This window comes from Amycolatopsis sp. NPDC104587 (genome assembly GCF_055583645.1).
Map to the genome: position 1 here is coordinate 341007 of NZ_JBVJNO010000010.1, position 25514 is coordinate 366520.

2 protein-coding genes (1 of these 2 only partly in view) are annotated in these 25514 nt (G+C 75.4%); both read left to right on the forward strand.

The genetic code is table 11. The annotated features are described in order from the left end of the window. The gene (locus ACZ61C_RS31130; RefSeq protein WP_465311407.1) at nt 1-8325 is read left to right on the forward strand and encodes a type I polyketide synthase; all 8325 of its coding nucleotides are present in this window, start codon (nt 1-3) and stop codon (nt 8323-8325) included. After that, nucleotides 8322-25514 carry the 5' portion of a type I polyketide synthase gene (locus tag ACZ61C_RS31135; protein WP_465311408.1) on the forward strand. Its footprint extends 2883 nt past the window's final position, so only the first 17193 of its 20076 coding nucleotides appear in the window; the start codon lies at nt 8322-8324; its stop codon lies beyond the right edge, outside the window. The genes ACZ61C_RS31130 and ACZ61C_RS31135 overlap by 4 nt, the downstream gene beginning before the upstream one ends.

Consider the following 25514-nt stretch of genomic DNA (forward strand, 5'->3'; position numbering starts at 1 on the left):
ATGGCCAGCGAGAGCCAGCTGCGTGACTACCTCAAGCGCGTCACCGCCGACCTGCACCGGTCGCGCCGGCGCGTGCGGGAGATGGAGGACGCGGCCGCGGAGCCGGTCGCGATCGTCGGCATCGGCTGCCGCTTCCCCGGCGGGGTCGCCACCCCCGAGCAGCTGTGGGACGTGCTCGCGGCGGGCACCGACACGATCGGCCCGCTGCCGGCCGACCGCGGCTGGTCGGCGTTGCTGGCCGGGGTGGACCGCAGCACGATCAGCCTGGGTGACGTCGGCGCGTGGCGCGGCGGGTTCGTCGAGGCGGCGGACCGGTTCGACGCCGGGTTCTTCCGCGTGTCCCCGCGGGAGGCCCTCGCGATGGACCCGCAGCAGCGGCTGCTGCTCGAAGTCACCTGGGAAGCCCTCGAACGCGCCCGGATCGTGCCGGCGAGCCTGCGCGGCAGCCGCACCGGCGTGTTCGTCGGGACCAACGGCCAGAGTTACGGCAAGCTGCTCGCCGCGTCCGGCGAGACCGTCGAAGGGCACGCCGGCACCGGCACGACCGCGGCCGTGCTCTCCGGCCGCGTCGCCTACTCCTTCGGGTTCGAAGGCCCTTCGGTCACGGTCGACACGGCGTGTTCGTCCTCTTTGGTCGCCGCGCACTGGGCCGCCCAGGCGTTGCGCTCCGGTGAGTGTTCGCTGGCGCTCGCCGGCGGGGTCACGGTGATGGCGACGCCCGAGGCGTTCGCCGAGTTCAGCAAGCAGGGCGGGCTCGCGCCGGACGGCCGCTGCAAGGCGTTCGCCGAGGGCGCGGACGGCGTCGGCTGGGCCGAAGGCGCCGGGATCCTGGTTCTGGAACGGCTGTCCGACGCGCGGCGGCTCGGCCACCCGGTGCTCGCGGTGCTGCGGGGCACCGCCGTCAACTCCGACGGCGCCAGCAGCGGCCTGACCGTCCCCAACGGACCGTCGCAGCAGCGGGTGATCCGCGCGGCGCTGGCCGCTTCCGGACTGTCCACATCGGACATCGACGTCGTCGAGGCGCACGGCACCGGCACGAAGCTCGGCGACCCGATCGAGGCCCAGGCGCTGCTGGCCACCTACGGCCGTGACCGCGAGCACGAGCTGCTGATCGGTTCGGTCAAGTCGAACTTCGGGCACACCCAGGCCGCGGCCGGGGTCGCCGGGATCATCAAGGCCGTCCTGGCCATCAACCACGGCGAAGTGCCGCGCACCCTCCACGCCGAGGAGCTCTCGTCCGAAGTGGACTGGACCGCGGGCGCGGTCCGGCCGGTGACCGAGCCGGCGCCGTGGCCGGAGACCGGACGGCCGCGCCGCGCCGCCGTCTCGTCCTTCGGGGTCAGCGGCACCAACGCCCACACGATCATCGAGCAGGCGCCGGAGCCCGAGCCGGTCGAGCGCGGTCCGCGGGCCGGTGGTCCGGTGCCGTGGTTCGTCTCCGCGCGCTCGGAACCCGCGCTGCGCGCCCAGGCCGCCGCGCTGCTGGCCGCCACCACCGATGACGCCGACGCGGCCGACATCGCCTTGTCGACCGCGGTGACCCGCACGGCCTTCGACCACCGCCTCGCCGTGACCGGCCCGGACACCGCGTCCCTGCGTGCGGGCCTGCGCTCCTGGCTCGACCAAGGGGCCGCGGCGAACGTGACGACCGGGACCTCGTCACGCGGCGAAACCGCTTTCCTCTTCTCGGGCCAGGGCGCACAGCGGATCGGGATGGGCACCCGGCTCGCCGAGATGTACCCGGTCTTCGCCGAGACGTTCGCCGAGCTCTCCGCACGCCTCGGCGTGGTCACCGACGACCGGCTCGACCGGACGGAGCACGCGCAGCCCGCGTTGTTCGCCTACGAAGTCGCGCTGTACCGGCTGCTCGAGTCGTGGGGCGTGCGCCCGGCGTTCCTGGCCGGGCACTCGGTCGGGGAGATCGTGGCCGCGCACGTCGCCGGGGTGCTGTCCCTGGACGACGCCTGCACGCTGGTTTCCGCCCGCGCTCGCCTGATGGGCGAGCTGCCCGAAGGCGGCGCGATGATCGCCGTGCGAGCGTCCGAAAAGGACGTTCGCGCCCACGACGTCGACCTCGCCGCGGTGAACGGTCCGGAGTCGGTGGTGCTGTCCGGCCCCGAAGCCGCCGTCACCGCGGTTGCCGCCCGGTTCCCCGGGGCCCGGCGGCTCAAGGTGTCCCACGCGTTCCACTCGCGCCTGATGGACCCGATGCTCGACGGCTTCCGCGCCGTGGTGGCGAAACTGTCCTTCGCCGAGCCGGAGATCCCGGTGGTCGCCGGCGGTGACGTCACCGACCCGGAGTACTGGGTCCGGCAGGTCCGCGACACCGTCCGGTTCGGCGACGCGGTCACCCGCCTCACCGGCTCCGGCGTGACGCGGTGCGTCGAGCTGGGCCCGGCGGCCGTCCTTTCCGGACTCGTCGACGGCGCGATCCCCCTGGCGCGCAAGGACCACGACGAAGCCGCCGCCTTGATCGCCGGGCTGGCCGCGCTGCACGTCGCGGGCGGCGCCGCCGACTGGCCGGCCGTCCTCCCCGGCGCCCGCCCGGCCGGCCTGCCCACCTACGCCTTCCAGCGCGAGCGCTACTGGCCCACGCTCACCCCGCGCACCGGCGACGCGGCCGGGCTCGGCCTCACCCCGGTGCGCCACCCGCTGCTCGGGGCCGCGCTCGACGTCGCCGCGAGCACCGAGACCGTGCTCACCGGCACCGTCTCACCGGCCACCCAGCCCTGGCTCGCCGGCCGGACCTCGTTCCCCGGCACGGGTTTCCTGGAACTGGCCCTGCGCGCGGCCCGCACGCTCGGCTGCGCGGAGGTCGCCGAGCTCACCCTCACCGAGCCGCTCGCCCTGGCGCCGAAGGACGTGGTGGCGCTGCAGGTGCGCGTCGGGCCGCCCGGCCCGGACGGCCGCCGCCCGGTCGACGTGCACTCCGCACCCGCGGCACTTTCACGTGAAAGTGCCCACCAGGGGGCGGCACTTTCACGTGAAAGTGCGGCGGGCTGGACCCACCACGCCACCGGCGCCCTCGCCGCGGACGCGGGCCCGGAACCCACCGTCCTGGCCGAAGGCGCGTACTTGACCGACGTCTCCTTCGAAGGGGACCCGGGTGCGTTCGACCTCCACCCCCTCCTGCTCGCCGAGGCCGCGCAGGCGTGCGGCGACGAACCGGTGTCCTGGCGCGGGGTTTCGCTCCACGCGCGGGGGCTTTCCTCGCTGCGGCTGCGTGTCGCCCCGCTCGGCGACCACGCGGTCAGCCTCGCGCTGCTCGACTCCGCCGACCGGCCGGTGCTGCTCGCCGCCGAGGTCGAGTTCGCCGGGGCCGCCCACAAGATCGAAGTCGCGCCCGCGACGCCGGTGCGCGTCCCGGCCAGCCCGGTGGCCGGCGGCTGGGCGGCGCTCGGCGAGGCCGACCGCGGCCGCGCGGCCGAAGACCTCGTGCGCACCACCGTCGCCGCCGTGCTCGGCCACGGCGACACCGGCGCGGTGGGCACCGCCGACCCGTTCACCGACCTCGGGTTCGACTCGATGATGTCGGTCGAGCTGCGCAACCGGCTCGCCGCCGCCACCGCTCTCGAACTGCCCGCCACGCTCGTGTTCGACCACCCGACCCCGGCCGCCGTTGCCCGCCTGCTGCTGGCCGGGCTCTTCGGCGACGACGAGCGGTCCGGGCCGGTCCGCCGCGGCCGCGCACGCACCGACGACCCGGTCGTGATCGTCGGCATGAGCTGCCGCTACCCGGGCGGGGTCCGCTCGCCGGATGACCTGTGGACGCTGGTTTCCGAGGGCCACGACGCCGTCGGCCCGTTCCCGGCCGACCGCGGCTGGGACCTCGCGACCCTCGCCGCGGGCGCGTCCGCCACCACCTACGGCGGGTTCCTCGACGGCATCGACCGCTTCGACGCCGCCTTCTTCGGCATCTCCCCGCGCGAGGCCCTCGCGATGGACCCGCAGCAGCGGCAGGTCCTCGAAACGTCGTGGGAGGCCCTGGAAGACGCCGGGATCGACCCGCTCGGCCTGCGCGCCACCCCGACCGGCGTGTTCGTCGGCACCAACGGCCAGGACTACGCGAGCGTGCTCGCGGGCAGCACCGCCGACGTCGGCGCGCACGCCGGGCTCGGTAACGCCGCCAGCGCGGTCTCCGGCCGGGTGTCCTATGTGCTCGGGCTCGAAGGCCCCTCGATGACGGTCGACACGGCGTGCTCGTCGTCGCTGGTCGCCCTGCACCTGGCGGCGCAGGCGCTGCGGGCGGGGGAGTGCGAGCTCGCGCTCGTCGGCGGGGTGCTGGTGATGTCCAGCCCCAACTACTTCCTCGGCACGAGCCAGCAGGGCGGCCTCGCGCCCGACGGGCGCTGCAAGGCCTTCGCCGACGCGGCCGACGGCACCGGCTGGGCCGAGGGCGTCGGCATGCTCGTCGTGGAACGGCTTTCCGACGCCCGCCGCCGCGGCCACGAGGTCCTCGCCGTGGTGCGGGGGTCCGCCGTGAACTCCGACGGCGCGTCCAACGGCATCACCGCGCCCAACGGCCCGTCCCAGCGCCGGGTGATCCGGGCCGCGCTGGCCGACGCCGGTCTGTCCACTTCGGACGTCGACGTCGTGGAGGCGCACGGCACCGGGACGACCCTGGGTGACCCGATCGAGGCGCAGGCGCTGCTGGCGACCTACGGGCAGGATCGCGAAACGCCGTTGCTGCTGGGCTCTTTCAAGTCGAACATCGGCCACACCCAGGCCGCCGCGGGTGTCGGCGGCGTGATCAAGGTGGTCCAGGCCATGCGGCACGGCCTGGTGCCGCCCACTCTGCACGTCGACGCGCCGTCATCCCATGTGGACTGGACGGCCGGGGCGATCGAGCTGGTCACCGAGGCGACGCCGTGGCCCGAGGTGGCCCGGCCGCGCCGGGCGGGGGTGTCCGCGTTCGGCGTCAGCGGGACGAACGCGCACGTGGTGCTCGAACAGGCGCCCGAGGCGCCCGCGCCGGTCCCGGAACCCCCGGCCGCCGTGGTGCCGTGGGTACTTTCGGCCCGCGGCCGGCCCGCGCTGCACGCCCAGGCCGCCCGCCTGGCCGACGCCGGATCGCCGCTCGCCGCCACCGGGCTCGCGCTCGCCACTCACCGGGCCGCGCTGGAGCACCGCGCGGTCGTCGTCGGCGCCGACCTCGAAGCGATGCGCTCGGCACTGGCCGGAAACCTCGTCGAGGGCACCGCGAGCGACGGCGGCACGGCTCTGCTGTTCACCGGCCAGGGTTCCCAGCGGCTCGGGATGGGCCGCGGGCTGTACAACCGGTACCCGGTGTTCCGCGAGGCGTTCGACGAGGCCTGCGCCGAGTTCGGTGACGAGCTGCGGGACGTCGTGTTCGGCTCCGATGCCGCCCGCTTGGACACCACCGGCTGGGCGCAGCCGGCGATCTTCGCCGTCGAAGTCGCGCTGCTGCGGCTGCTCGACGACTGGGGCGTGCGCGCCGACCACCTCGCCGGGCACTCGATCGGCGAGATCACCGCGGCCCACGCGGCCGGTGTGCTGTCGCTGGCCGACGCGTGCACGCTCGTCGGCGCCCGCGCCCGGCTGATGCAGGAGCTGCCCGAGGGCGGCGCGATGGTCGCCCTGCGCGCGAGCGCCGCCGACGTCGAGCCGCTGCTCGGCCCGGATGTCGCGCTGGCCGCGGTCAACGGGCCGTCGTCGGTGGTGATCGCCGGGACCGAAGCCGCCACGCTCGCGGTGGCGGAGAAGTTCGAGAAGGCCCGGCGGCTCACCGTCAGCCACGCGTTCCACTCGCCGCTGATGGAGCCGATGCTGGAGGACTTCGCGAAGGTCGTCGCCGGGCTCGACCTGCGGCCGCCGAAGCGGTCGCTGATCTCGGCGGTGACCGGGCGGCCCGAGCACGAGCTGTTCGCCACGGCCGGGTACTGGGTGGACCACGTGCGCCGGACCGTCCGGTTCGGTGACGTCGTCGCGGACCTGGCCGGGCGCGGGGTCACGCGGTTCGTCGAGGTCGGCCCGGACGCCGTGCTCTCCGGCATGGCGGCCGAGACCGTCGAGGCGACCTGCGTGCCGCTGCTGCGGGCGGGCCGCGACGAGGAGACCACGATCGTCACCGCGCTGGGCCGGCTGCACGTCGACGGCGTCGCGGTCGACTGGCCCCGGTTCTTCGCCGGGGCCGACGCGCGCGGGGTCCGGCTGCCGACGTACCCCTTCCAGGGTGAGCGGTTCTGGCCGGAGGCCGCGGCGCCGGTGGAGGCGAGCGACACGTTCTGGACCGTGCTCGAAGGTGCCGACGTCGCGACGCTGGCGGCGGAGCTCGGCGCCGACGCCGAGGAGCTGGCGCGGGTCCTGCCCGCGCTTTCCGCACACCGCAAGGGACACGTCGACCGTTCCACGACCGACGGCTGGCGGTACCGCGTCGACTGGCAGCCCTTCACCGGCACCGCCGCGCCGCGCCGCGAGGACTGGCTGATCGCGGTCCCGGCCGCCCTCGACGGTGACGAGCGGGTCGACGTGCTGGTCGACGTGCTGGGAGCGGACACCGTCCGGCTGGTGGTCGACGGGCCGGACCGCGCGGCGCTGGCCGAGCGGATCACGGCGCTGCTCGAGACTTTCCCGAGCCCTACCGGGGTGCTTTCGCTGCTGGCCCTGGACGAGAAGCCGTGCTCCGACGCGCCATCCGTACCCGGCGGCCTCGCGACGACGGCGGCCCTGGTGCAGGCGCTCGGGGACGCCGGTGTCGACGCCCCGCTGTGGTGCCTGACGACCGGCGCGGTCCGGACCGGCCCGGATGACGCGGCGGGCGGTCTCGCCCAGGCCGCGGTGTGGGGCCTGGGGCGCGTGGCCGCGATGGAATACCCCGGCCGGTGGGGCGGGCTCGTCGACGTGCCGCCGGACTTCGACCCCCGCGCGGTCACCCGCCTGCCCGGAACGCTCGCGGCGGCGGGGGAGGAGGACCAGATCGCTCTGCGCCCGACCGGCGCGCTGGTACGGCGGCTCGTACCCGACCCGGCCGGAGCACCTGCCCGGCACCCGGGCGAGGTGCCCGCCGACGGCACCGTGCTCGTCACCGGCGGCACCGGCGCCCTGGGCGGGAAGCTCGCGCACTGGCTCGCCGAGTCCGGCGCCGGGCACATCGTGCTCACCAGCCGCCGCGGCCTCGACGCCCCCGGTGCGCGGGAGCTCGCCGAGGAGCTCACCGCCGCGGGCGCCCGGGTGACCGTCGCCGCCTGCGACGTCGCCGACCGGGACGCCGTGGCCGCCCTCATCGAGAACCTCCCGGCGGAGTTCCCCCTCCGCGGGGTCGTCCACGCGGCCGGCGTGCTCGACGACTGCGTGGTCGACGCCGTCGACCCGGGCCGCTTCGAAACCGTGCTGCGGCCCAAGACCGCCGCCGCGCTGCACCTCCACGAACTGACCGCCGGGCTGGATCTCAGCCTCTTCGTGCTGTTCGCTTCCATCGCCGGCACCGTCGGCGGGCCCGGGCAGGGCAGCTACGCCGCCGCGAACGCCGTCCTCGACGCGCTCGCCGAACAGCGGGCCGCCGCCGGGCTGCCCGCGCTTTCGGTCGCCTGGGGCGCCTGGGGCGAGGTCGGCATGGCGGCCGACCCGGCCATCCAGGAACGCATGCGCCGCAGCGGCGCCGCGGCCCTCGCACCCCGGCGGGCGCTGCTCGCGCTCGGGGAAGCGCTGCGCCGCGGGGACACCTCGGTGACCGTCGCCGACATCGACTGGACGCGCTACGCGCCCGGCATGGCCCTCATGCGCGCGACGCACCTGCTCGACGGCGTCCCCAGCGCCCGCGCGGCCATCGAAGCCGCGCGCCGGGCGCCGGAGACCGCCGAGGAGCCGCTGGCCGCGCAGCTGGCCGGGATGTCCGAGCCCGAGCGCGTCAGCACGCTGTCGAAGGCCGTGCGGACGGCCGCCGCGATGATCCTCGGGCACGCGTCCGGGGACACGATCGAGCCCGAGGCGAAGTTCGGGCTGCTCGGCTTCGACTCGCTGAGCGCGGTCGAGTTCCGCAACCTGCTGGCCCGGCGCACCGGGCTGAACCTGCCGCAGGGCCTGGTCTTCGACCACCCGACCCCGCTCGCGCTCGCGCGGTACCTGCGCGAGGAGCTGGTGCCGGCCGGCCGGCCCGCGGCCGACCCCCTGGACGCCGAGCTGGCCGGCCTGGAGCGGGCCGTGGCGGCCGCCGACCTCGGGGAAACCCGCAGAGACGACGTGGCACGCCGGCTGAACCGGCTGCTCGACGGCCTGCGGCCGGAGCGCGCGGACGGCGAAGACGTCTTCGCGGCTTCGGACGACGAAATGTTCGACCTGCTCGGCAAGGAGTTCGGGATCTCGTGAGCACGCAGGATGGGCGAGCGCTGATGGACAACGAAGAAAAGCTCCGGCACTTCCTCAAGCGGGTCACCGTGGAGCTGCAGGAGACCCGCGCGAAGCTGCGGGAGGCCGAGACGGCCGACCAGGAGCCGATCGCGGTCGTCGGCCTCGGCTGCCGCTTCCCCGGCGGGGCGTCGAGCCCCGAAGCGCTGTGGGAACTGCTTTCCGAGGGGCGGGACGCGATCACGGAGTTCCCCGCCGACCGCGGCTGGGACGTCGAGCGGCTGCACGACCCGGACGGCGCGTCGCGCGGCACGTCCTACGTGCGCCACGGCGGGTTCCTGCACGACGCGGGTGACTTCGACCCGGCGTTCTTCGGCATCTCCCCGCGCGAAGCGCTGGTCATGGACCCGCAGCAGCGGCTGATGCTGGAGATCTCGTGGGAGGCGGTCGAGCGCGCCGGGATCGACCCGTCGTCGCTGCGCGGCTCGGCGACCGGGGTGTTCACCGGCACGAACTTCCAGGACTACATCCACCTCGCCGCGAGCGCCGCGGAAGGCGCCGAGGACTACCTTTCGACGGCCAACGCCTCGAGCGTCCTGTCCGGCCGGGTCGCCTACGCGCTCGGTCTCGAAGGTCCCGCGATCACCGTCGACACCGCGTGCTCGGCGTCGCTCGTCGCGATGCACCTGGCCGCGCACGCCCTGCGCCGCGGCGACTGCTCCCTGGCCCTGGCCGGCGGCGCGACCGTGATGGCCACGCCGACGTTGTTCATCGCCTTCAGCCGCCAGCGCGGGCTCGCGCCCGACGGCCGCTGCCGCTCGTTCGCCGAGGGCGCCGCGGGCACCGGCTGGGGTGAGGGCGCCGGTGTCCTCGTGCTGGAACGGCTGTCCGACGCCGAGCGCAACGGCCACCGCGTCCTCGCGGTCCTGCGCGGCAGCGCGGTCAACCAGGACGGCGCGTCCAACGGCCTGACCGCCCCGAGCGGCCCGGCGCAGGAACGGGTCATCCGCGCGGCGCTCGCCGGCGCGGGGCTGACCCCGGCCGACGTCGACGCCGTCGAAGCGCACGGCACCGGCACCACCCTCGGCGACCCGATCGAGGCCCGCGCGCTGGCCGCCACCTACGGCCGTGACCGCGGCGGCGAGCCGCTGTGGCTGGGCTCGGTCAAGTCGAACCTCGGGCACACCCAGGCCGCCGCCGGTGTGGCCGGGGTGCTGAAGATGGTCCTGGCGCTGCAGCACGGCGTCCTGCCGGAGACCCTGGGCGTCGACGCGCCGACGTCGGCGCTGGACTGGGACGGCAGCGGGCTCGCGCTGGTCACCGGCACCCGGCCGTGGCCGGCGACCGGGCGGCCGCGCCGGGCCGGGGTGTCGTCGTTCGGGCTGAGCGGCACCAACGCGCACGTCATCCTGGAGCAGGCGCCCGCCCTCGAGGCCGCGGCCGAGCCGGCGCCGCGGGTGCCCGGCGTGCTGAACTGGCCGGTGTCCGGCAAGAACGCCGCCGGGCTGCGGGGCCAGGCCGCCCGCTTGCTGTCCTTTGTGGACTCAGGGCCGTCGCTCGTGGACCTGGCGTACTCGCTCGGGGTCTCGCGGGCCGCGCTGCCGCACCGCGCGGTCGTCACCGGGTCCACTGTGGACGACCTGCGGGCCGGACTGACCGCGTTGGCCGAGGGGAACGGTCCTTCCGGCGTCGCGACGTCCGGAGCGGTCGCGTTCCTGTTCACCGGACAGGGGTCGCAGCGTGCCGGGATGGGCCTGGAACTGCGCGAAGCCTTCCCGGTGTTCGCCGAGGCGTGGGACGCCGTGTGCGCCCACCTCGACCCGGCGCTCACCGAGGTCGTGCGCACCGGCGCCGGTCTCGACGACACGAAGCACGCGCAGGCCGCGCTGTTCGCCCTGGAGGTCGCGCTCTTCCGGCTCGTGGAGTCGTGGGGGCTGCGGCCGGACTACCTGCTCGGGCACTCCGTCGGCGAGCTGGCCGCGGCGCACGTCGCCGGGGTGTTCTCGCTGGAGGACGCGTGCGCGTTGGTCTCTGCGCGCGGCCGTCTCATGCAGGAGCTGCCTTCCGGGGGCGCGATGCTCGCCGCCGAGCTCACCGAAGCCGAAGCCCGCGAGCTGATCACCGGCCCGGAGGTCTCGCTGGCCGCGGTCAACGGGCCGGACTCCGTGGTGTTCTCCGGGGACGCGGCGGCCATCGACGCCCTGGAAACCGCGCTGGGCGACCGGCGGACCAAGCGGCTGCGGGTGAGCCACGCCTTCCACTCGGCGCGGATGAAGCCGATGCTCGGCGAGTTCGCCGCCGTCGCGCGCCGGATCTCCTACGGCGAAGCGACGCTGCCGGTCGTTTCGAACCGCACCGGCCGCGTCGCGACGGCCGGGGAGCTGCAGGATCCGGCCTACTGGGTGTCCCACGTGCGGGACACCGTCCGGTTCGGCGACGGCGTGCGGTGGCTGGCCGACCGGGACGTCACCCGGTTCGTCGAGCTGGGCCCGGACGGCGTGCTGTCCGCGATGGCGAGTGGCGCCGGTGACGACGTCAAGTGCGTGCCGCTGCTGCGGGCCGGACGGCCGGAAGAGCAGTCCGCGGCCTCTGCGGTCGCCGCGCTGCACGTCGCGGGTGTTCCCGTTGACTGGCGCGGGTTCTACGCCGGTGCCCGGCTGATCGACCTGCCGACGTACGCGTTCCAGCACGAGCGCTACTGGCCGGCCGCGACGCCGCCGGGCGCGGTGGCCACCGACCCGGGCGGGCTCGGCCTGACCGCGGCCGGTCACCCGCTGCTCGGCGCGGCGACCGGCCTGGCCGACGGTGAAGGCCACCTGTTCACCGGCCGGCTCTCCGCCACGGCGACACCGTGGCTGGCCGACCACGTCATCATGGGCGCGATCCTGTTGCCCGGCACGGCTTTCCTGGAGCTGGCGATGCGGGCGGGCGACAGCGTCGGCTGCCCGCGCGTCGCCGAGCTCACCCTCGAAGCGCCGCTGGTGCTCCCCGATCGTGGCGGCGTCCGGCTGCAGCTGCTCGTCGGCGCCCCGGACCACGCGGGGCGGCGCGCGTTCACCGTCCACTCGCGACTCGAGGACGAACCCGAGGACACGGCGTGGGAACGGCACGCCGGCGGTGTGCTCGCGCCGGGTGCCGCGGCGCCGGCGCCGGTCGAGTGGCCGCCCGCAGGCGCCGAAGAGGTCGACCTCACCGGGTTCTACGACGGATTGGCGTCGGCCGGGTTCGGCTACGGCCCGGCGTTCCAGGGGCTGGAGCGCGTCTGGCGCCGCGGCACCGAGGTGTTCGCCGAGGTGACCCGGCCCGAGCAGGCCGGCGCGACCGACGCGTACGGCCTGCACCCGGCGGTGCTCGACGCGGCCCTGCACGCGCTGGGCGCGGCGGACCGCGGCGAGGACGCGGACCGGCTGCTGCCGTTCGCGTGGTCGGGTGTCACGCTGCACGCGCCGGGCGCGTCGGCGCTGCGGGTGCGGATCGACGCGGCGGACCCGGTGTCGGTGGCCATCGAAGTCGCCGACACGGCGGGCGAGCCGGTGGCGTCGGTCGAGGCGTTGGCTCTTCGACCGGTGACCGCGGGCACCGGCGCGGGCCGGAAAGCCCGGCACGAGTCCCTGTTCACCGTGGACTGGGTCCCGGTCCCGGCGAGCGCGGCGGCCGGTCCGGTGGACTGGCCGGCCCTGGAAGACGCCACCGGGACGCCGTCGCACGTGGTCTACCGGCCCACCGGCGGGGACACCCCCGAAGCCGTTCGCGAGACCCTGCGCGAAGTCCTCCACACCGTTCAAGACTGGCTGGATCACTCCACGGACTCCCACCTCGTGGTCGTCGCCAGTACGACCGATCTCGCCACCGCGCCGATCTGGGGCCTCCTCGGCTCGGCGCAGGCCGAACAGCCCGGCCGCATCACGCTCGTCGACACCGACGACGACGAGCTGCTCGCCGCGGCAGTCGCGCTCGGCGAGCCGAAGGTCGTCGTCCGGGAGGGGCGGCTGCACGTCCCGCGGCTCGGCCGGGCGGCTGTCGCACCCGCTGCCGAAGGCCGCTTCGACGGCACCGTCCTCATCACCGGCGGCCTCGGCGGCCTGGGTTCGCACCTCGCCCGCCACCTGGTCGCCGAGCACGGCGCCCGCCGCCTGCTGCTCGTCGGCCGCCGCGGCCCCGACACGCCGGGTGCAGCCGAGCTGATCGCCGAGCTGGGCGTCGACGCCACCGCGATCGCCTGCGACGTAACCGATCGCGACGCCTTGGCGGCGGTCTTCGCCGAGCACGAGATCACCGCCGTCGTGCACACCGCGGGTAGGCTCGACGACGCCACCTTCGGGTCGCTGACCGAAGACCAGCTCGACGCCGTCCTGCGTCCCAAGGTCGACGCCGCCTGGCACCTTCACGAACTGGCCGAACACGCCGAGACCTTCGTGCTGTTCTCGTCCGTGGCCGGGGTCTTCGGCGCGGCCGGCCAGGGAAACTACGCCGCCGGCAACGCCTTCCTCGACGCCCTCGCCGCCCATCGGCGCGCGCACGGGCAGGCCGCCGTGAGCCTCGCGTGGGGCGCGTGGGAGACCGGCATGGCCGGCACCCTCACCGACGCCGACCGCGACCGGATGACCCGCGCGGGCACGCCGCCGCTGAGCGTCGAGCAGGGCCTGAGCCTGTTCGACGCGGCCCTCGGCGCGGACGACGCCCTGCTCGCCCCGGTCCGGCTCGACCTCGACACGCTTTCCGCCGCGCCCGAGGTGCCGTCGTTGCTGCGCCGCCTGGTCCGCGGCACCGCGCGCCGCCGGGCCCGCGCCGACTCCGGCCTCACCGCGCGGCTCGCCGGGCTCGCCCCCGCCGACCGGCAGCGCGCGCTCGTCGACCTCGTGCGCACGCACGTCGTCGGCCTGCTCGGCTACAGCTCGCTCGGCCAGGTCGAACCCGGACAGTCCTTTTCGGACCTCGGCTTCGACTCGCTGTCCGCGGTCGAGCTGCGCAACGCCGTCCAGGCCGACACCGGCCTGCGCCTGCCCGCGACCCTCGTCTTCGACTACCCGACCGTCCTCGCGCTGGCCCGCCACCTGCACGACGAGCTGGTCGGCACGCTGGAAGCCGTCCAGGCGCCGACGCGGACGACCCCGGTCGAGGCCGACCCGGTGGTCATCGTGTCCATGGGGTGCCGTTACCCGGGCGGCATCACCTCGCCCGACGAGCTGTGGGACTTCGTGCTCGGCGACGGTGACGGCGTCTCCCGCTTCCCGGGCGACCGCGGCTGGCCGGTCGACGCGCTCTACCACCCGGACCCCGACCACGCGGGCACCAGCTACACCCGCGAAGGCGGCTTCCTCGACGACGTCGCCGGCTTCGACCCCGGCTTCTTCGGCATCTCCCCGCGCGAGGCTCTCGCGATGGACCCGCAGCAGCGGCAGCTGCTCGAAACGTCTTGGGAGGCCCTGGAACGCGCGGGCATCCGGCCGGAAACCCTGCGCGGCAGCCGCACCGGCGTCTACGCGGGCATCATGTACCACGACTACCTCGGCGCGAACGTCGAGTTCCCGGCCGACTCGCTCGGGTACCTCGGCACCGGCAACGCGGGCAGCGTGCTGTCCGGCCGGCTGTCCTACGTCTTCGGCCTGGAAGGGCCGTCGGTCACCGTCGACACGGCGTGCTCGTCGTCGCTGGTCGCGCTGCACATGGCCGCGACCGCGCTGCAGCGCGGCGAGTGCGAGCTGGCGCTCGCCGGCGGCGTCACCGTGATGGCGACCCCGGGCACGTTCATCGACTTCAGCCGCCAGCGCGGCCTCGCCGCCGACGGCCGCTGCAAGTCCTACGCCGACGCCGCCGACGGAGTCGGCTGGTCCGAAGGGGTCGGTGTCCTCGTCCTGGAACGGCTGTCCGACGCGAAGCGCAACGGACACCCGGTCCTCGCCGTGGTCCGCGGCAGCGCGGTCAACTCCGACGGCGCGTCCAACGGCCTCACCGCCCCGAACGGCCCGTCGCAGCAACGCGTGATCCGCCAGGCGCTCACCGCCGCCGGACTGTCCACTTCGGACGTCGATGTCGTCGAAGGGCACGGCACCGGGACCACGCTGGGCGACCCGATCGAGGCTCAGGCGCTGCTGGCCACCTACGGCCAGGAGCGTGACGAGTTCCGGCCGCTGCTGCTCGGCTCGGTCAAGTCGAACCTCGGCCACACGCAGGCGGCAGCCGGCGTCGCCGGCGTGATCAAGTCCGTCTACGCGCTGCGGTCCGGCGTGGTGCCGAAGACCCTGCACGTCGACGCGCCGTCGTCCCATGTGGACTGGACGGCGGGGGACATCGAGCTGGTCACCGCGACCCGGCCGTGGCCGGAGACCGGGCGCCCGCGCCGCGCGGCGGTGTCGTCGTTCGGCATCAGCGGCACCAACGCCCACGTCGTGCTGGAGCAGGCCCCGGCGGCCGAGCCCGTGGCCGTCGAGACCGGGCGGGCGACGCCGTGGCTGCTGTCCGCGCGCACCCCGGAAGCCCTGCGGGCGCAGGCGACCCGGTTGCTGTCCACGGCGGTCGGCGACCGGCCCGGTGACGTCGCCTGGTCCCTGGCCACGACCCGCACCACCTTCGAGCACCGCGCGGTGCTGACCGGCGACCCGCTCGCCGCGCTCGCCGCCCTGGCCGCAGGCGCCGAGGCGCCGGGTCTCGCGACCGGTGAAGCGGTTTCCGGCGCCCGCACAGCTTTCCTGTTCACCGGCCAGGGCGCCCAGCGCGCCGGGGCGGGCCGCGAGCTGTACGACCGGTTCCCGGTGTTCGCCGCCGCCCTCGACGAGGTCTGCGCGCAGTTCGACTTCCCTTTGCGCGAAAGGATGTTCGAAGTCGAGGGGTCGCTGGAGTCCACCGACCTCGCCCAGCCCGCGCTGTTCGCGCTCGAGGTCGCGCTGTTCCGGCTGGTGCGCTCCTGGGGCGTCACGCCTGACCTGCTGCTCGGGCACTCGATCGGCGAGCTGGCCGCGGCGCACGTCGCCGGGGTCTTCTCCCTCGAGGACGCCTGCCGCCTGGTCGCCGCCCGCGGCCGCCTGATGGCCGCGCTGCCCGCCGGCGGCGCGATGGTCGCGATCAACGCCCCCGAAGCCGCTGTGTCGGAAGCCCTGACCGACCGGGTGTCGATCGCCGCGGTCAACGGACCCGGTTCGGTCGTCATCTCCGGCGACGCGGACGCTGTCACGGAGATCGCCGCCGCATTCGCCGCCGACGGGCACCGCACCCGCCGCCTCGACGTCAGCCACGCCTTCCACTCGCCGCTGATGGACCCGATGCTCGAGGACTTCCGCGCGATCGCGGAGACGGTCGAGTACGCGCCCGCCGAGCTGCCGGTGGTGTCGAACCTGACCGGCGCGGTCGCCGGCGCCGAACTGTCCACGGCGGACTACTGGGTGCGGCACGTCCGCGCCGCCGTCCGGTTCGCCGACGGCGTCTCGACCCTCCTCGCCGACGGCGTCACGGCGTTCCTGGAGCTCGGCCCGGCCGGGGTGCTCAGCGCGCTGGCCGCGGAAACCCTGCCGCCGGAAGCGGTCGCGGTCCCGTGCCTGCGTCGCGACCGCGACGAAGACGAATCGGTCGTCGACGCGCTGACCGCGTTGCACCTGCACGGTGTCGACGTCGGCTGGGAGTCCTACCTGGACACCGGGCGGCCGGTCGAGCTGCCGACCTACCCGTTCCAGCACGAGCGGTTCTGGCCTCGGGTGGCGCTGCTGACCGGCGGCGGCGGCCTCGACGCCGTCGCCCACCCGCTGCTGAGCGGCGGCATCGAGCTGCCCGAGTCCGACGGTTTCCTCTACACCGCAAGGCTTTCCCTCGCGTCGCACCCGTGGCTGGCCGGACACCGGATTGCCGGTTCCCTGCTGGTTCCCGGAACCGCGCTGCTGGAGCTGGCCACGGCGGCCGGGGAGCAGGCCGGCTGTCCGGCCGCCGGCGAGCTGACGCTCGAAGCGCCCCTGGTCCTGGCCGAGGAGACCGGCACGCACGTCCAGGTCGCCGTCGGCGCCCCGGGCGAGGACGGCGAGCGGCCGGTCTCGATCTACTCGCGCCGCGAAGACGCCCCCGATGAACTGTGGACCCGTCACGCCGGCGGCACGCTGCGTCCCGCCGCCGAGCCCGCGGCCGCGGTCACCCGCCCGGCCGACGCCACCGCGATCGACCTCGACGGCCTCTACGACCGGTTCGCCGACCAGGGTTTCGAGTACGGCCCGGCGTTCCGCGGCCTGACCGCCGCGTGGAGCCACGGCGAAGACGTCTACGCCGAAGCCGAGCTGCCCGAGGACGAGCCCGCCGAGGGGTTCGGCCTGCACCCGGCGCTGCTCGACGCGTGCCTGCACGCGACGTCGTTCAGCTCCGCCGTGCGGCCGGGCGCCCTGCCGTTCTCGTGGGAGGGCGTCACCGTGCACGCCTCGGGCGCGACCGCGGTGCGGCTGCGCGTCACGCCCGCCGGCGACGACGCGGTGTCCCTGCACCTGGTTGATCCCGGCGGCGAGCCGGTCGCGACCGTGCGCTCGCTCGTGCTGCGGCCCCAGTCCGCGGCGCCGGCGGCCGACCGCGACTCGCTGTTCCGGCTCGACTGGACGCCGATCGCCGTCGGCGCGCCCGAAACCGGCCCGGTCTCGGTCGCCGGGGCCGACCCGCTCGGCGTCGCCGGGGTGTTCCCGGCCGCCGCGCGGCTTTCCGGCCCCCTGGAGGCCCGGGACGGCGTTGTCCTGTGGCCGGTCGCGGCCGCCGAGGGCGCCGACGTCGTGCGGGAGACCCACGAACTGACCACGCACGTGCTCGGCGTGCTGCAGGACTGGCTGGCCGACGAGCGGCCCGCGCGGCTTGTCCTGGTCACCCGGGGCGCGACAACCGGGTTCGACCTGCCCGCGGCCGCCGTGTGGGGCCTGGTCCGCACCGCCCAGGTCGAGCACCCGGGCCGCGTCGCGCTCATCGACCTCGACGGCGCCGACGCGTCCCTGACCGCGTTGCCGACCGCGCTCACCACCGGTGAACCGCAGCTCACGCTCGTCAACGGCGAACCGCGGGCCGCCCGCCTGACCCGCGCCGACGCACTTTCACGTGAAAGTGCCCACCAGGGAGCCGCACTTTCACGTGAAAGTGCGGGCTGGGACCCGGAGGGGACCGTCCTCATCACCGGGGGCACCGGCGGGCTCGGCGGGCTGCTGGCCCGCCACCTCGTCACCGAGCACGGCGCGCGGCGCCTGCTGCTGGTCAGCCGCCGCGGCCCGGCCGCCGACGGCGCGGCCGAGCTGGCCGCCGGCCTCACCGCGGCCGGCGCCCACGTCGACGTCGAGGCCTGCGACATCGCCGACCGCGACGCGCTCGCGGCCCTGCTCGCCGCCGTCCCGGCCGAGCACCCGCTCACCGCGGTCGTGCAGACCGCCGGTGTCCTCGACGACGGCGTCCTCGGCTCGCTCACGCCGGACCGGCTGGCGGCCGTGCTGCGTCCGAAGGTCGACGCGGCCTGGAACCTGCACGAGCTGACCCGCGACCTCCCGCTCGCGGCGTTCGTCTCGTTCTCTTCGGTCGCCGGCACCTTCGGCGGCGCCGGCCAGGCGAACTACGCCGCGGCCAACGCCTTCCTCGACGCGCTCGCCCTGCACCGCGCGGCTGACGGCCTCCCGGCGCAGTCGCTGGGCTGGGGTCCGTGGGCGGCGGCCACCGGCATGACCCGGACCCTGACCGAAGCCGACTTCGAGCGGATGGCCCGGCTCGGCATGCCCGTGCTGCAGCCGGAGCAGAGCATCCGGCTCTTCGACCGGGCGCTCACCACCGATCGCGCGGTGCTGCTGCCGGTCCGCCTCGACCTCCCGGTGATCCGGACGCAGCCGGAGATCCCGCCGCTGCTGCGCGGCCTGGTGCGCGTCACCGGCCGCAAGCAGGCCGGCCGCGGCTCGGCCGGGCTGCTTCGCCGCCTGGCGGGGCTGTCGCCGGACGAGCGGGCCGAAGCGCTGCTGACCCTGGTGCGCGAACAGGTCGCGCTGGTCCTCGGGCATGCCGACGCGGCGGCCGTCTCGGCCACGAAGACGTTCCAGGAGCTGGGATTCGACTCGCTCACCGCGGTCGACCTGCGCAACAAGCTGACCGCCGCGTCCGGGGTCGCGCTGCCCGCCACGACGGTGTTCGACTACCCGACGGTCACCGCGCTGGCCCGCCACCTCGTCGAGGTGCTGGGCGAGGGCGGCCGCGTCGAAGACACCCCGGCGCCGGTCGCGGTGGCCGACGAGCCGATCGCGATCGTCGCGATGAGCTGCCGCTACCCGGGCGGCGTCACCACCCCGGAGGAGCTCTGGGACCTGGTCGCCGGCGGCACCGACGCGATCACCGAGTTCCCCGGCGACCGCGGCTGGGACGTCGACGCGCTCTACGACCCCGACCCGGACCACCCGGGCACCTCCTACACCCGCCACGGCGGCTTCCTGCACGACGCGGCCGAGTTCGACGCGGCGTTCTTCGGGATGAGCCCGCGCGAGGCGGTCGCGACCGACACCCAGCAGCGGCTGCTCCTGGAAGTCTCGTGGGAGGCGTTCGAGCGGGCCGGCATCGACCCGCGCAGCCTGCGCGGCAGCCGGACCGGCGTCTTCGCCGGGGTGATGTACAACGACTACAACAGCCTGGTCGCCGGCGCGGACCTCGAGGCCTACCAGGGCAACGGCAGCGCGGGCAGTGTCGCTTCCGGGCGCGTCGCCTACGTGCTCGGCCTGGAGGGCCCGGCGGTCACCGTCGACACGGCGTGTTCGTCGTCGCTCGTCGCCCTGCACTGGGCCGCGCAGGCCCTGCGCTCGGGTGAGTGCTCGCTGGCGCTCGCCGGAGGTGTCACGGTCATGTCGACCCCGGGCACGTTCGTCGGGTTCTCGCGCCAGCGCGGGCTTTCCCCGGACGGCCGCTGCAAGTCCTTCGGCGACGGCGCGGACGGCGTCGGCTGGTCCGAAGGCGCCGGGATGCTGCTGCTGGAACGGGTTTCCGACGCGCAGCGCAACGGACACCCGATCCTCGCCGTGGTGCGGGGCAGCGCGGTCAACTCCGACGGCGCGTCGAACGGCCTGACCGCCCCGAACGGCCCGTCGCAGCAACGCGTGATCCGGCAGGCGCTTTCGGTCGCCGGACTGTCTACTTCGGACGTCGACGTCGTCGAAGGCCACGGCACCGGGACCACCCTGGGCGACCCGATCGAGGCGCAGGCCCTGCTGGCCACCTACGGCCAGGAGCGCGAAACCCCGCTGCTGCTCGGCTCGGTGAAGTCGAACATCGGCCACACGCAGGCCGCGGCCGGCGTGGCCGGCGTGATCAAGATGGTCGCCGCGCTGCGGCAGGGCGTCGTCCCGCCGTCGCTGCACGCCGGAGCGGTGTCTTCGCACGTCGACTGGGCGAGCGGGGACGTCGAGGTCGTCACCGGGAACCGGCCGTGGCCGGAGACCGGCCGGGCGCGGCGCGCCGCGGTGTCCTCGTTCGGCATCAGCGGCACCAACGCCCACACGATCCTCGAGCAGGCGCCGGAACCCGTGGCCGTCCCGGAGCCGCCGGACGCCGGGGTCGTGCCGTGGCCGCTGTCGGCCACCACGGAACCGGCCCTGCGCGAGCAGGCCGCGCGCCTGGCCGGGCTCGACGTCAACCGCGTCGACGCCGGCCACACCCTCGCCACCGGCCGGGCCGCGTTCGACCACCGGGCGGTGGTGCTCTCGGAGCACCGCGCGGAGCTGGCCGCCGCGCTGGACGCGCTGGCCGCCGGCGAACCGCACCCGGCCGTCGTCACCGGCCGGGTCGCCGAGCAGGCGAAGCTCGCCGCGGTGTTCGCCGGCCAGGGCGCCCAGCGGCTCGGCATGGGCCGCAGCCTCTATGCGCGGTATCCGGTCTTCGCGCAGGCTTGGGACGAGATCGCCGAGCGGCTGCCCGGTGACTGGGCCGGGATCGTCTGGGGCGAGAACTCCCGGCGGCTGGCCGGCACCGCCGCCGCGCAACCCGCGCTGTTCGCCCTGGAAGTCGCGCTGTACCGGCTCTTCGAGTCGTGGGGCGTGCGGCCCGACCACGTGCTCGGGCACTCGGTCGGCGAGATCGCGGCCGCGCACGTCGCGGGAGTGCTGTCCCTGCCCGACGCCTGCACGCTGGTGCGGGCCCGCGCCGAGTTGATGGGCGCACTGCCGGCCGGCGGCGCGATGGTGTCGGTGCGGGCGACCGAGGACGAGGTCCGGCCCCTGCTGGGCGACGACGTCGCGATCGCGGCGGTCAACGGCCCGGACGCCGTGGTGCTCGCCGGGGCCGAGGAGGCCGTGCTCGCGGTCGCGGGCCGGTTCGAGAAGACCCAGCGGCTGACCGTGTCGCACGCTTTCCACTCGCCGCTGATGGACCCGATGCTCGCGGACTTCCGCGCGGTCGCCGAGGGGCTGACGTACGCGCCGCCGCGGATCCCGGTGGTTTCGACGGTCACCGGCGCGCTCGTCACGGAGTTTTCGGCGGAGCACTGGGTGGACAACGTCCGCCGCACGGTCCGGTTCGCCGACGGGGTGACGGCGCTGCACGAGCACGGCGCGCGGGTGTTCGCCGAGTTCGGCCCGGACGGCGTCCTGTCCGCCATGACGGCGGGTGTGCTCGCCGACGCGATCACGGTCCCGTTGCTGCGCAAGGAAACCCCCGAGCCGCGGGCGGCGCTGGCCGGGCTCGCGGGCCTCCACGTGGCCGGCGTCCGCGTCGACTGGGCGGCGGTGCTGCCCGGCGGGCGGCGCGCGGAGCTGCCGACGTACGCGTTCCAGCGCGAGCGGTTCTGGCCCCGCGGCGGCGCGACCCCGCGCGGGGACGCGACGGCGGCGGGCCTGGGCGTCGGCGGCCACCCGATGGTCGGGGCCGTGGTGCGCCCGGCCGGGTCGGACGAGGTGCTGCTGACCAGCCGCCTGTCGGTGTCGGGGCACCCGTGGCTGCGCGGGCACGTCGTCGGGGGAGCGGTGGTGCTGCCCGGGACGGTGTTCGCGGAGCTGGCCCTGCGCGCGGGCGGTGAAGCCGGCACGCCGTGCCTGGACGAGCTGACCCTGGAGGCGCCGCTGGTGCTGCCCGAGGGCGGCGGTGTCCAGCTGCAGCTGCTCGTTTCGAAGGCGCGCGAAGACGGTCGCCGGACACTGACCGTCCACTCGCGACCGGAGGACGGCGACGACCTGACGTGGGTCCGGCACGCGACCGGCGCGCTCGGCCCGCACCGCACGCCGGCCGAGGTCTTCCCGTGGCCCCCGGCCGCGGCGCCGGCCGACCTGTCCGCGCACTACGAAAGCCTGGCTGGATCGGGGTTGGCGTACGACGGCACGTTCCGCGGCCTGAAGGCGGCCTGGGTGTCGGGCGACGAGGTGTTCGCCGAGGTAGCGCTGCCCGCAGACGACGCGGGCGAGGCAGGCGCGTTCGGTCTGCACCCGGCGCTGTTCGACGCGTGCCTGCACGCGATCGGCCTGCTCGGCGGCGAGGCAGGGCTGCCGTACGCGTGGGAGGGTGTGCAGCTGCACGCCACCGGCGCGGCTTCGGTCCGCGTCCGGATCGCCCGCGCCGGCGCGGGGGTGTCGCTGACGATCGCGGACACGGCCGGCGAGCTGGTGGCCGAGGTGACAAGCCTGCGCCTGCGGCAGCCGGCCGAGGTGCGTTCGGGCCCGGTGGGCCAGGAGAACCTGTACCGGTTGACGTGGACTCCGTTGGCGGTCGAGCCGAAGGAGCTCGGCACGGCGGGAGCGCTGTTCCTGCCGACGCCCGACGGAGATCCGGCGGGCTCCGGCGTGCCGGGCGAGGCTTCCTCACCCGACTCCCCATCCTCCGCGCCCGAAGCCGCCGAGCTCCTCGCCTCAGCCGGGATCTCGACCACCTTCCCCGACCTCGAAGCCGTGGCCACGGCCACGCCTGACCTGGTCGTCCTGCCCCTCCTCGACCCGCCGCCCGCCGACCTCGCCACCGCTGCCCTCGACCTCACCACCCGGGTCCTGGACCTCCTCCAGCGCTGGCTCGCCGACGACCGCCTCCGCGAAACCCGCCTGGCCGTCCTCACCCGCGGGGCCACCGAGGGCGATCCCGTCGCCGCGGCGGTGTGGGGTCTGGTGCGCTCGGCGCAGGCCGAACACCCCGGCCGCGTCACGCTTCTCGATCTCGACGACACCGGTGCGCACCTGGCCGCCGCCCTCGCGGCCGGTGAGCCGCAGGTCGCCGTCAAGGACGGGCGGGTGCACGGCGGCCGGCTCGCCCGGGTCGCGGTCCGGCCCGATACGCCGGCCTTCGGCGATCCGGACGGCACCGTCCTCGTCACCGGCGGCACCGGTGGCCTCGGCGCCGTCTTCGCCCGGCACCTCGCCGCCGAACACGGGATGCGGCGGCTGCTGCTCGTCAGCCGCAGCGGGGGAGACCCCGCCGAGGTCGCCACGCTCGTCGCGGAGCTCGCCGCGCACGGTGCCGAAGCCACCGCCGTCGCCTGCGACGTAGCCGACCGGGACGCCCTCAAGGCGCTCATCGACGGGCTCGAACACCCGCTGACCGCCGTGGTGCACAGCGCCGGCGTCCTCGACGACGGGGTCCTGGACTCCCAGACCGCGGAGAGCTTCGGGCGCGTGCTGCGGCCCAAGGTCGCCGGGGCCTGCAACCTGCACGAGCTGACCCGGGACCTCCGGTCGTTCGTCGTGTTCTCCTCGGTCGCCGGCACGGTCGGCACCGCGGGGCAGGCCAACTACGCCGCCGCCAACGCCTTCCTCGACGCCCTCGCCCGCCGCCGGCACGCGGCCGGCCTGCCCGCCACCTCGCTCGCGTGGGGTCCGTGGGCGACCGGCAGCGGCATGACCAGCGCCCTGTCCGAAGCCGACCTCGCGCGCATGGCGCGGGCCGGCACCCCGGCCATCCCGGCCGAACTGGGCACCACGCTGTTCGACGCCGCCCTCGCCGCCGAGGTCCCGGACGTCGCGCCGGTCCGGCTCGACCTGCCCGTCCTGCGCGCCGTGGGTGACGTCCCGCCGGTGCTGCGCGGCCTCATCCGGGTGCCGCTCAAGCGGTCCGCGGCGGGCGCCGAAGCGGCCGTCGGGCTCGTCCAGCGGCTCACCGCGCTCGACGCCGCCGGGCGCACCCGGGCCGTCCGGGAGCTGGTCACCACCCAGGTCGCGCAGGTGCTCGGGCACGCCGACGGCGGCGCGATCGACGCCGGGCAGACGTTCCAGCAGCTCGGCTTCGACTCCCTGACCGCCCTCGAGCTGCGCAACCGGCTCGACGGCGTCACCGGTGTCCGGCTCGGCGCCACCGCCGTGTTCGACTACCCGACCGTGGCCGCGCTGGGCGAGCACCTCCTGGACGCGCTGCTCGGCTCCGGCGCCGTCGCCGCCGAGACCCCGGCGCCGGCCGCGGTGGCCGGCGACCCGATCGTCATCGTCGGCATGAGCTGCCGCTTCCCGGGCGGGGTCGCCTCGCCCGAGGACCTCTGGCGGCTGCTCACCGAGGAACGTGACGCCATCACGGCGTTCCCGGCCGACCGCGGCTGGGACGTCGGGTCGCTCTACCACCCGGACCCGGACCACCCGGGCACGACCTACACCCGCGAAGGCGGCTTCCTGCACGACGCGGGCGAGTTCGACCCCGAGTTCTTCGGGATGAACCCGCGCGAGGCGCTCGCCACCGACGCCCAGCAGCGGCTGCTGCTGGAAACCGGCTGGGAGGCCGTCGAGCGCGCGGGCGTGGACCCGGTGTCACTGCGCGGCAGCCGCACCGGCGTGTTCGTCGGCGTGATGTACAACGACTACGGCCTGACGCTCAACCACCTCGCCGACACCGACGGGTACGAGAGCAACGGCAGCTCGCCGAGCGTCGCCTCCGGCCGCGTCGCCTACACCTTCGGCTTCGAAGGCCCGACGCTGACCGTCGACACGGCCTGTTCGTCGTCGCTGGTCACCCTGCACCTCGCCGCGCAGGCGCTGCGCAGCGGCGAATGCGAGCTGGCGCTGGCCGGCGGGGTGACCGTGATGGCCACGCCGGGCACGTTCGTAGGGTTCAGCCGCCAGCGCGGGCTCGCGCCGGACGGGCGCTGCAAGGCGTTCTCCGACGACGCCGACGGCCTGGGCTTCGCCGAAGGCGCCGGCATGCTGCTGCTGGAACGGCAGTCCGACGCGGTGCGCAACGGCCACGAGATCCTCGCGGTCGTCCGCGGGTCGGCGGTCAACTCCGACGGCGCGTCCAACGGCCTGACCGCGCCGAACGGCCCCTCACAGCAACGGGTGATCCGCGCCGCGCTGGCGAACGCCGGACTGTCCACATCGGACGTCGACGCGGTCGAGGCGCACGGCACCGGCACCGCGCTCGGCGACCCGATCGAGGCGCAGGCGCTCATCGCCACCTACGGCCGCGACCGCGAAAACCCGCTGCCGATCGGCTCGGTCAAGTCCAACATCGGGCACACCCAGGCCGCGGCGGGGGTCGCCGGGATCATCAAGATGGTCCTCGCGATGCGCCACGGCGTCTTGCCGCGGTCGCTGCACGCCGAAACGCGGTCGTCCCATGTGGACTGGGCGGACAGCGGTGTCGAGGTGCTCGCCGGCGCCCGGCCGTGGCCGGAGACCGGCCGGGTGCGCCGCGCGGCGGTGTCGTCGTTCGGCATCAGCGGCACCAACGCCCACGCCGTGCTCGAAGCCGGCCCGGCGCCGGTGCCCGCGCCCGAACCGGCGCAGGCGCCACCGATCGTGCCGTGGGTGCTGTCCGGCCGGACCGCCGGCGCCCTGCGCGGGCAGGCCGAACGGCTGCTGGCGCACCTGGACGGCCAGGACGTCTCGGCGGTCGGCCGGGCGCTGTCCGGCCGGACGGCGTTCGCCCACCGGGCCGTCCTCGTCGGCGAGGACCGGGCCGGGCTCACCGCCGCGCTCACCGCGGTGGCGGCGGGCGAGGCGGCCCCGGACGTCGTAACCGGCCGGACCTTCGGGACGCGCAACCCGGCCTTCGTCTTCCCCGGGCAGGGTTCGCAGTGGGCCGGGATGGCCAAGGACCTCCTGGCCGCGTCGCCGGTGTTCGCCGCGAAGCTGGCCGAGTGCGCCGCCGCGCTGGCGGAGTTCGCCGACTGGTCCCTGCTCGACGTCCTCGACGACGCCGAGGCCCTCGAAGAGGTCGACATCGTCCAGCCGGCGCTGTGGGCGGTGATGGTGTCGCTCGCCGCGCTGTGGCGCGAGTTCGGCGTCGAACCGGCCGCGGTGGCCGGGCACTCGCAGGGCGAGATCGCCGCCGCGTGTGTCGCGGGT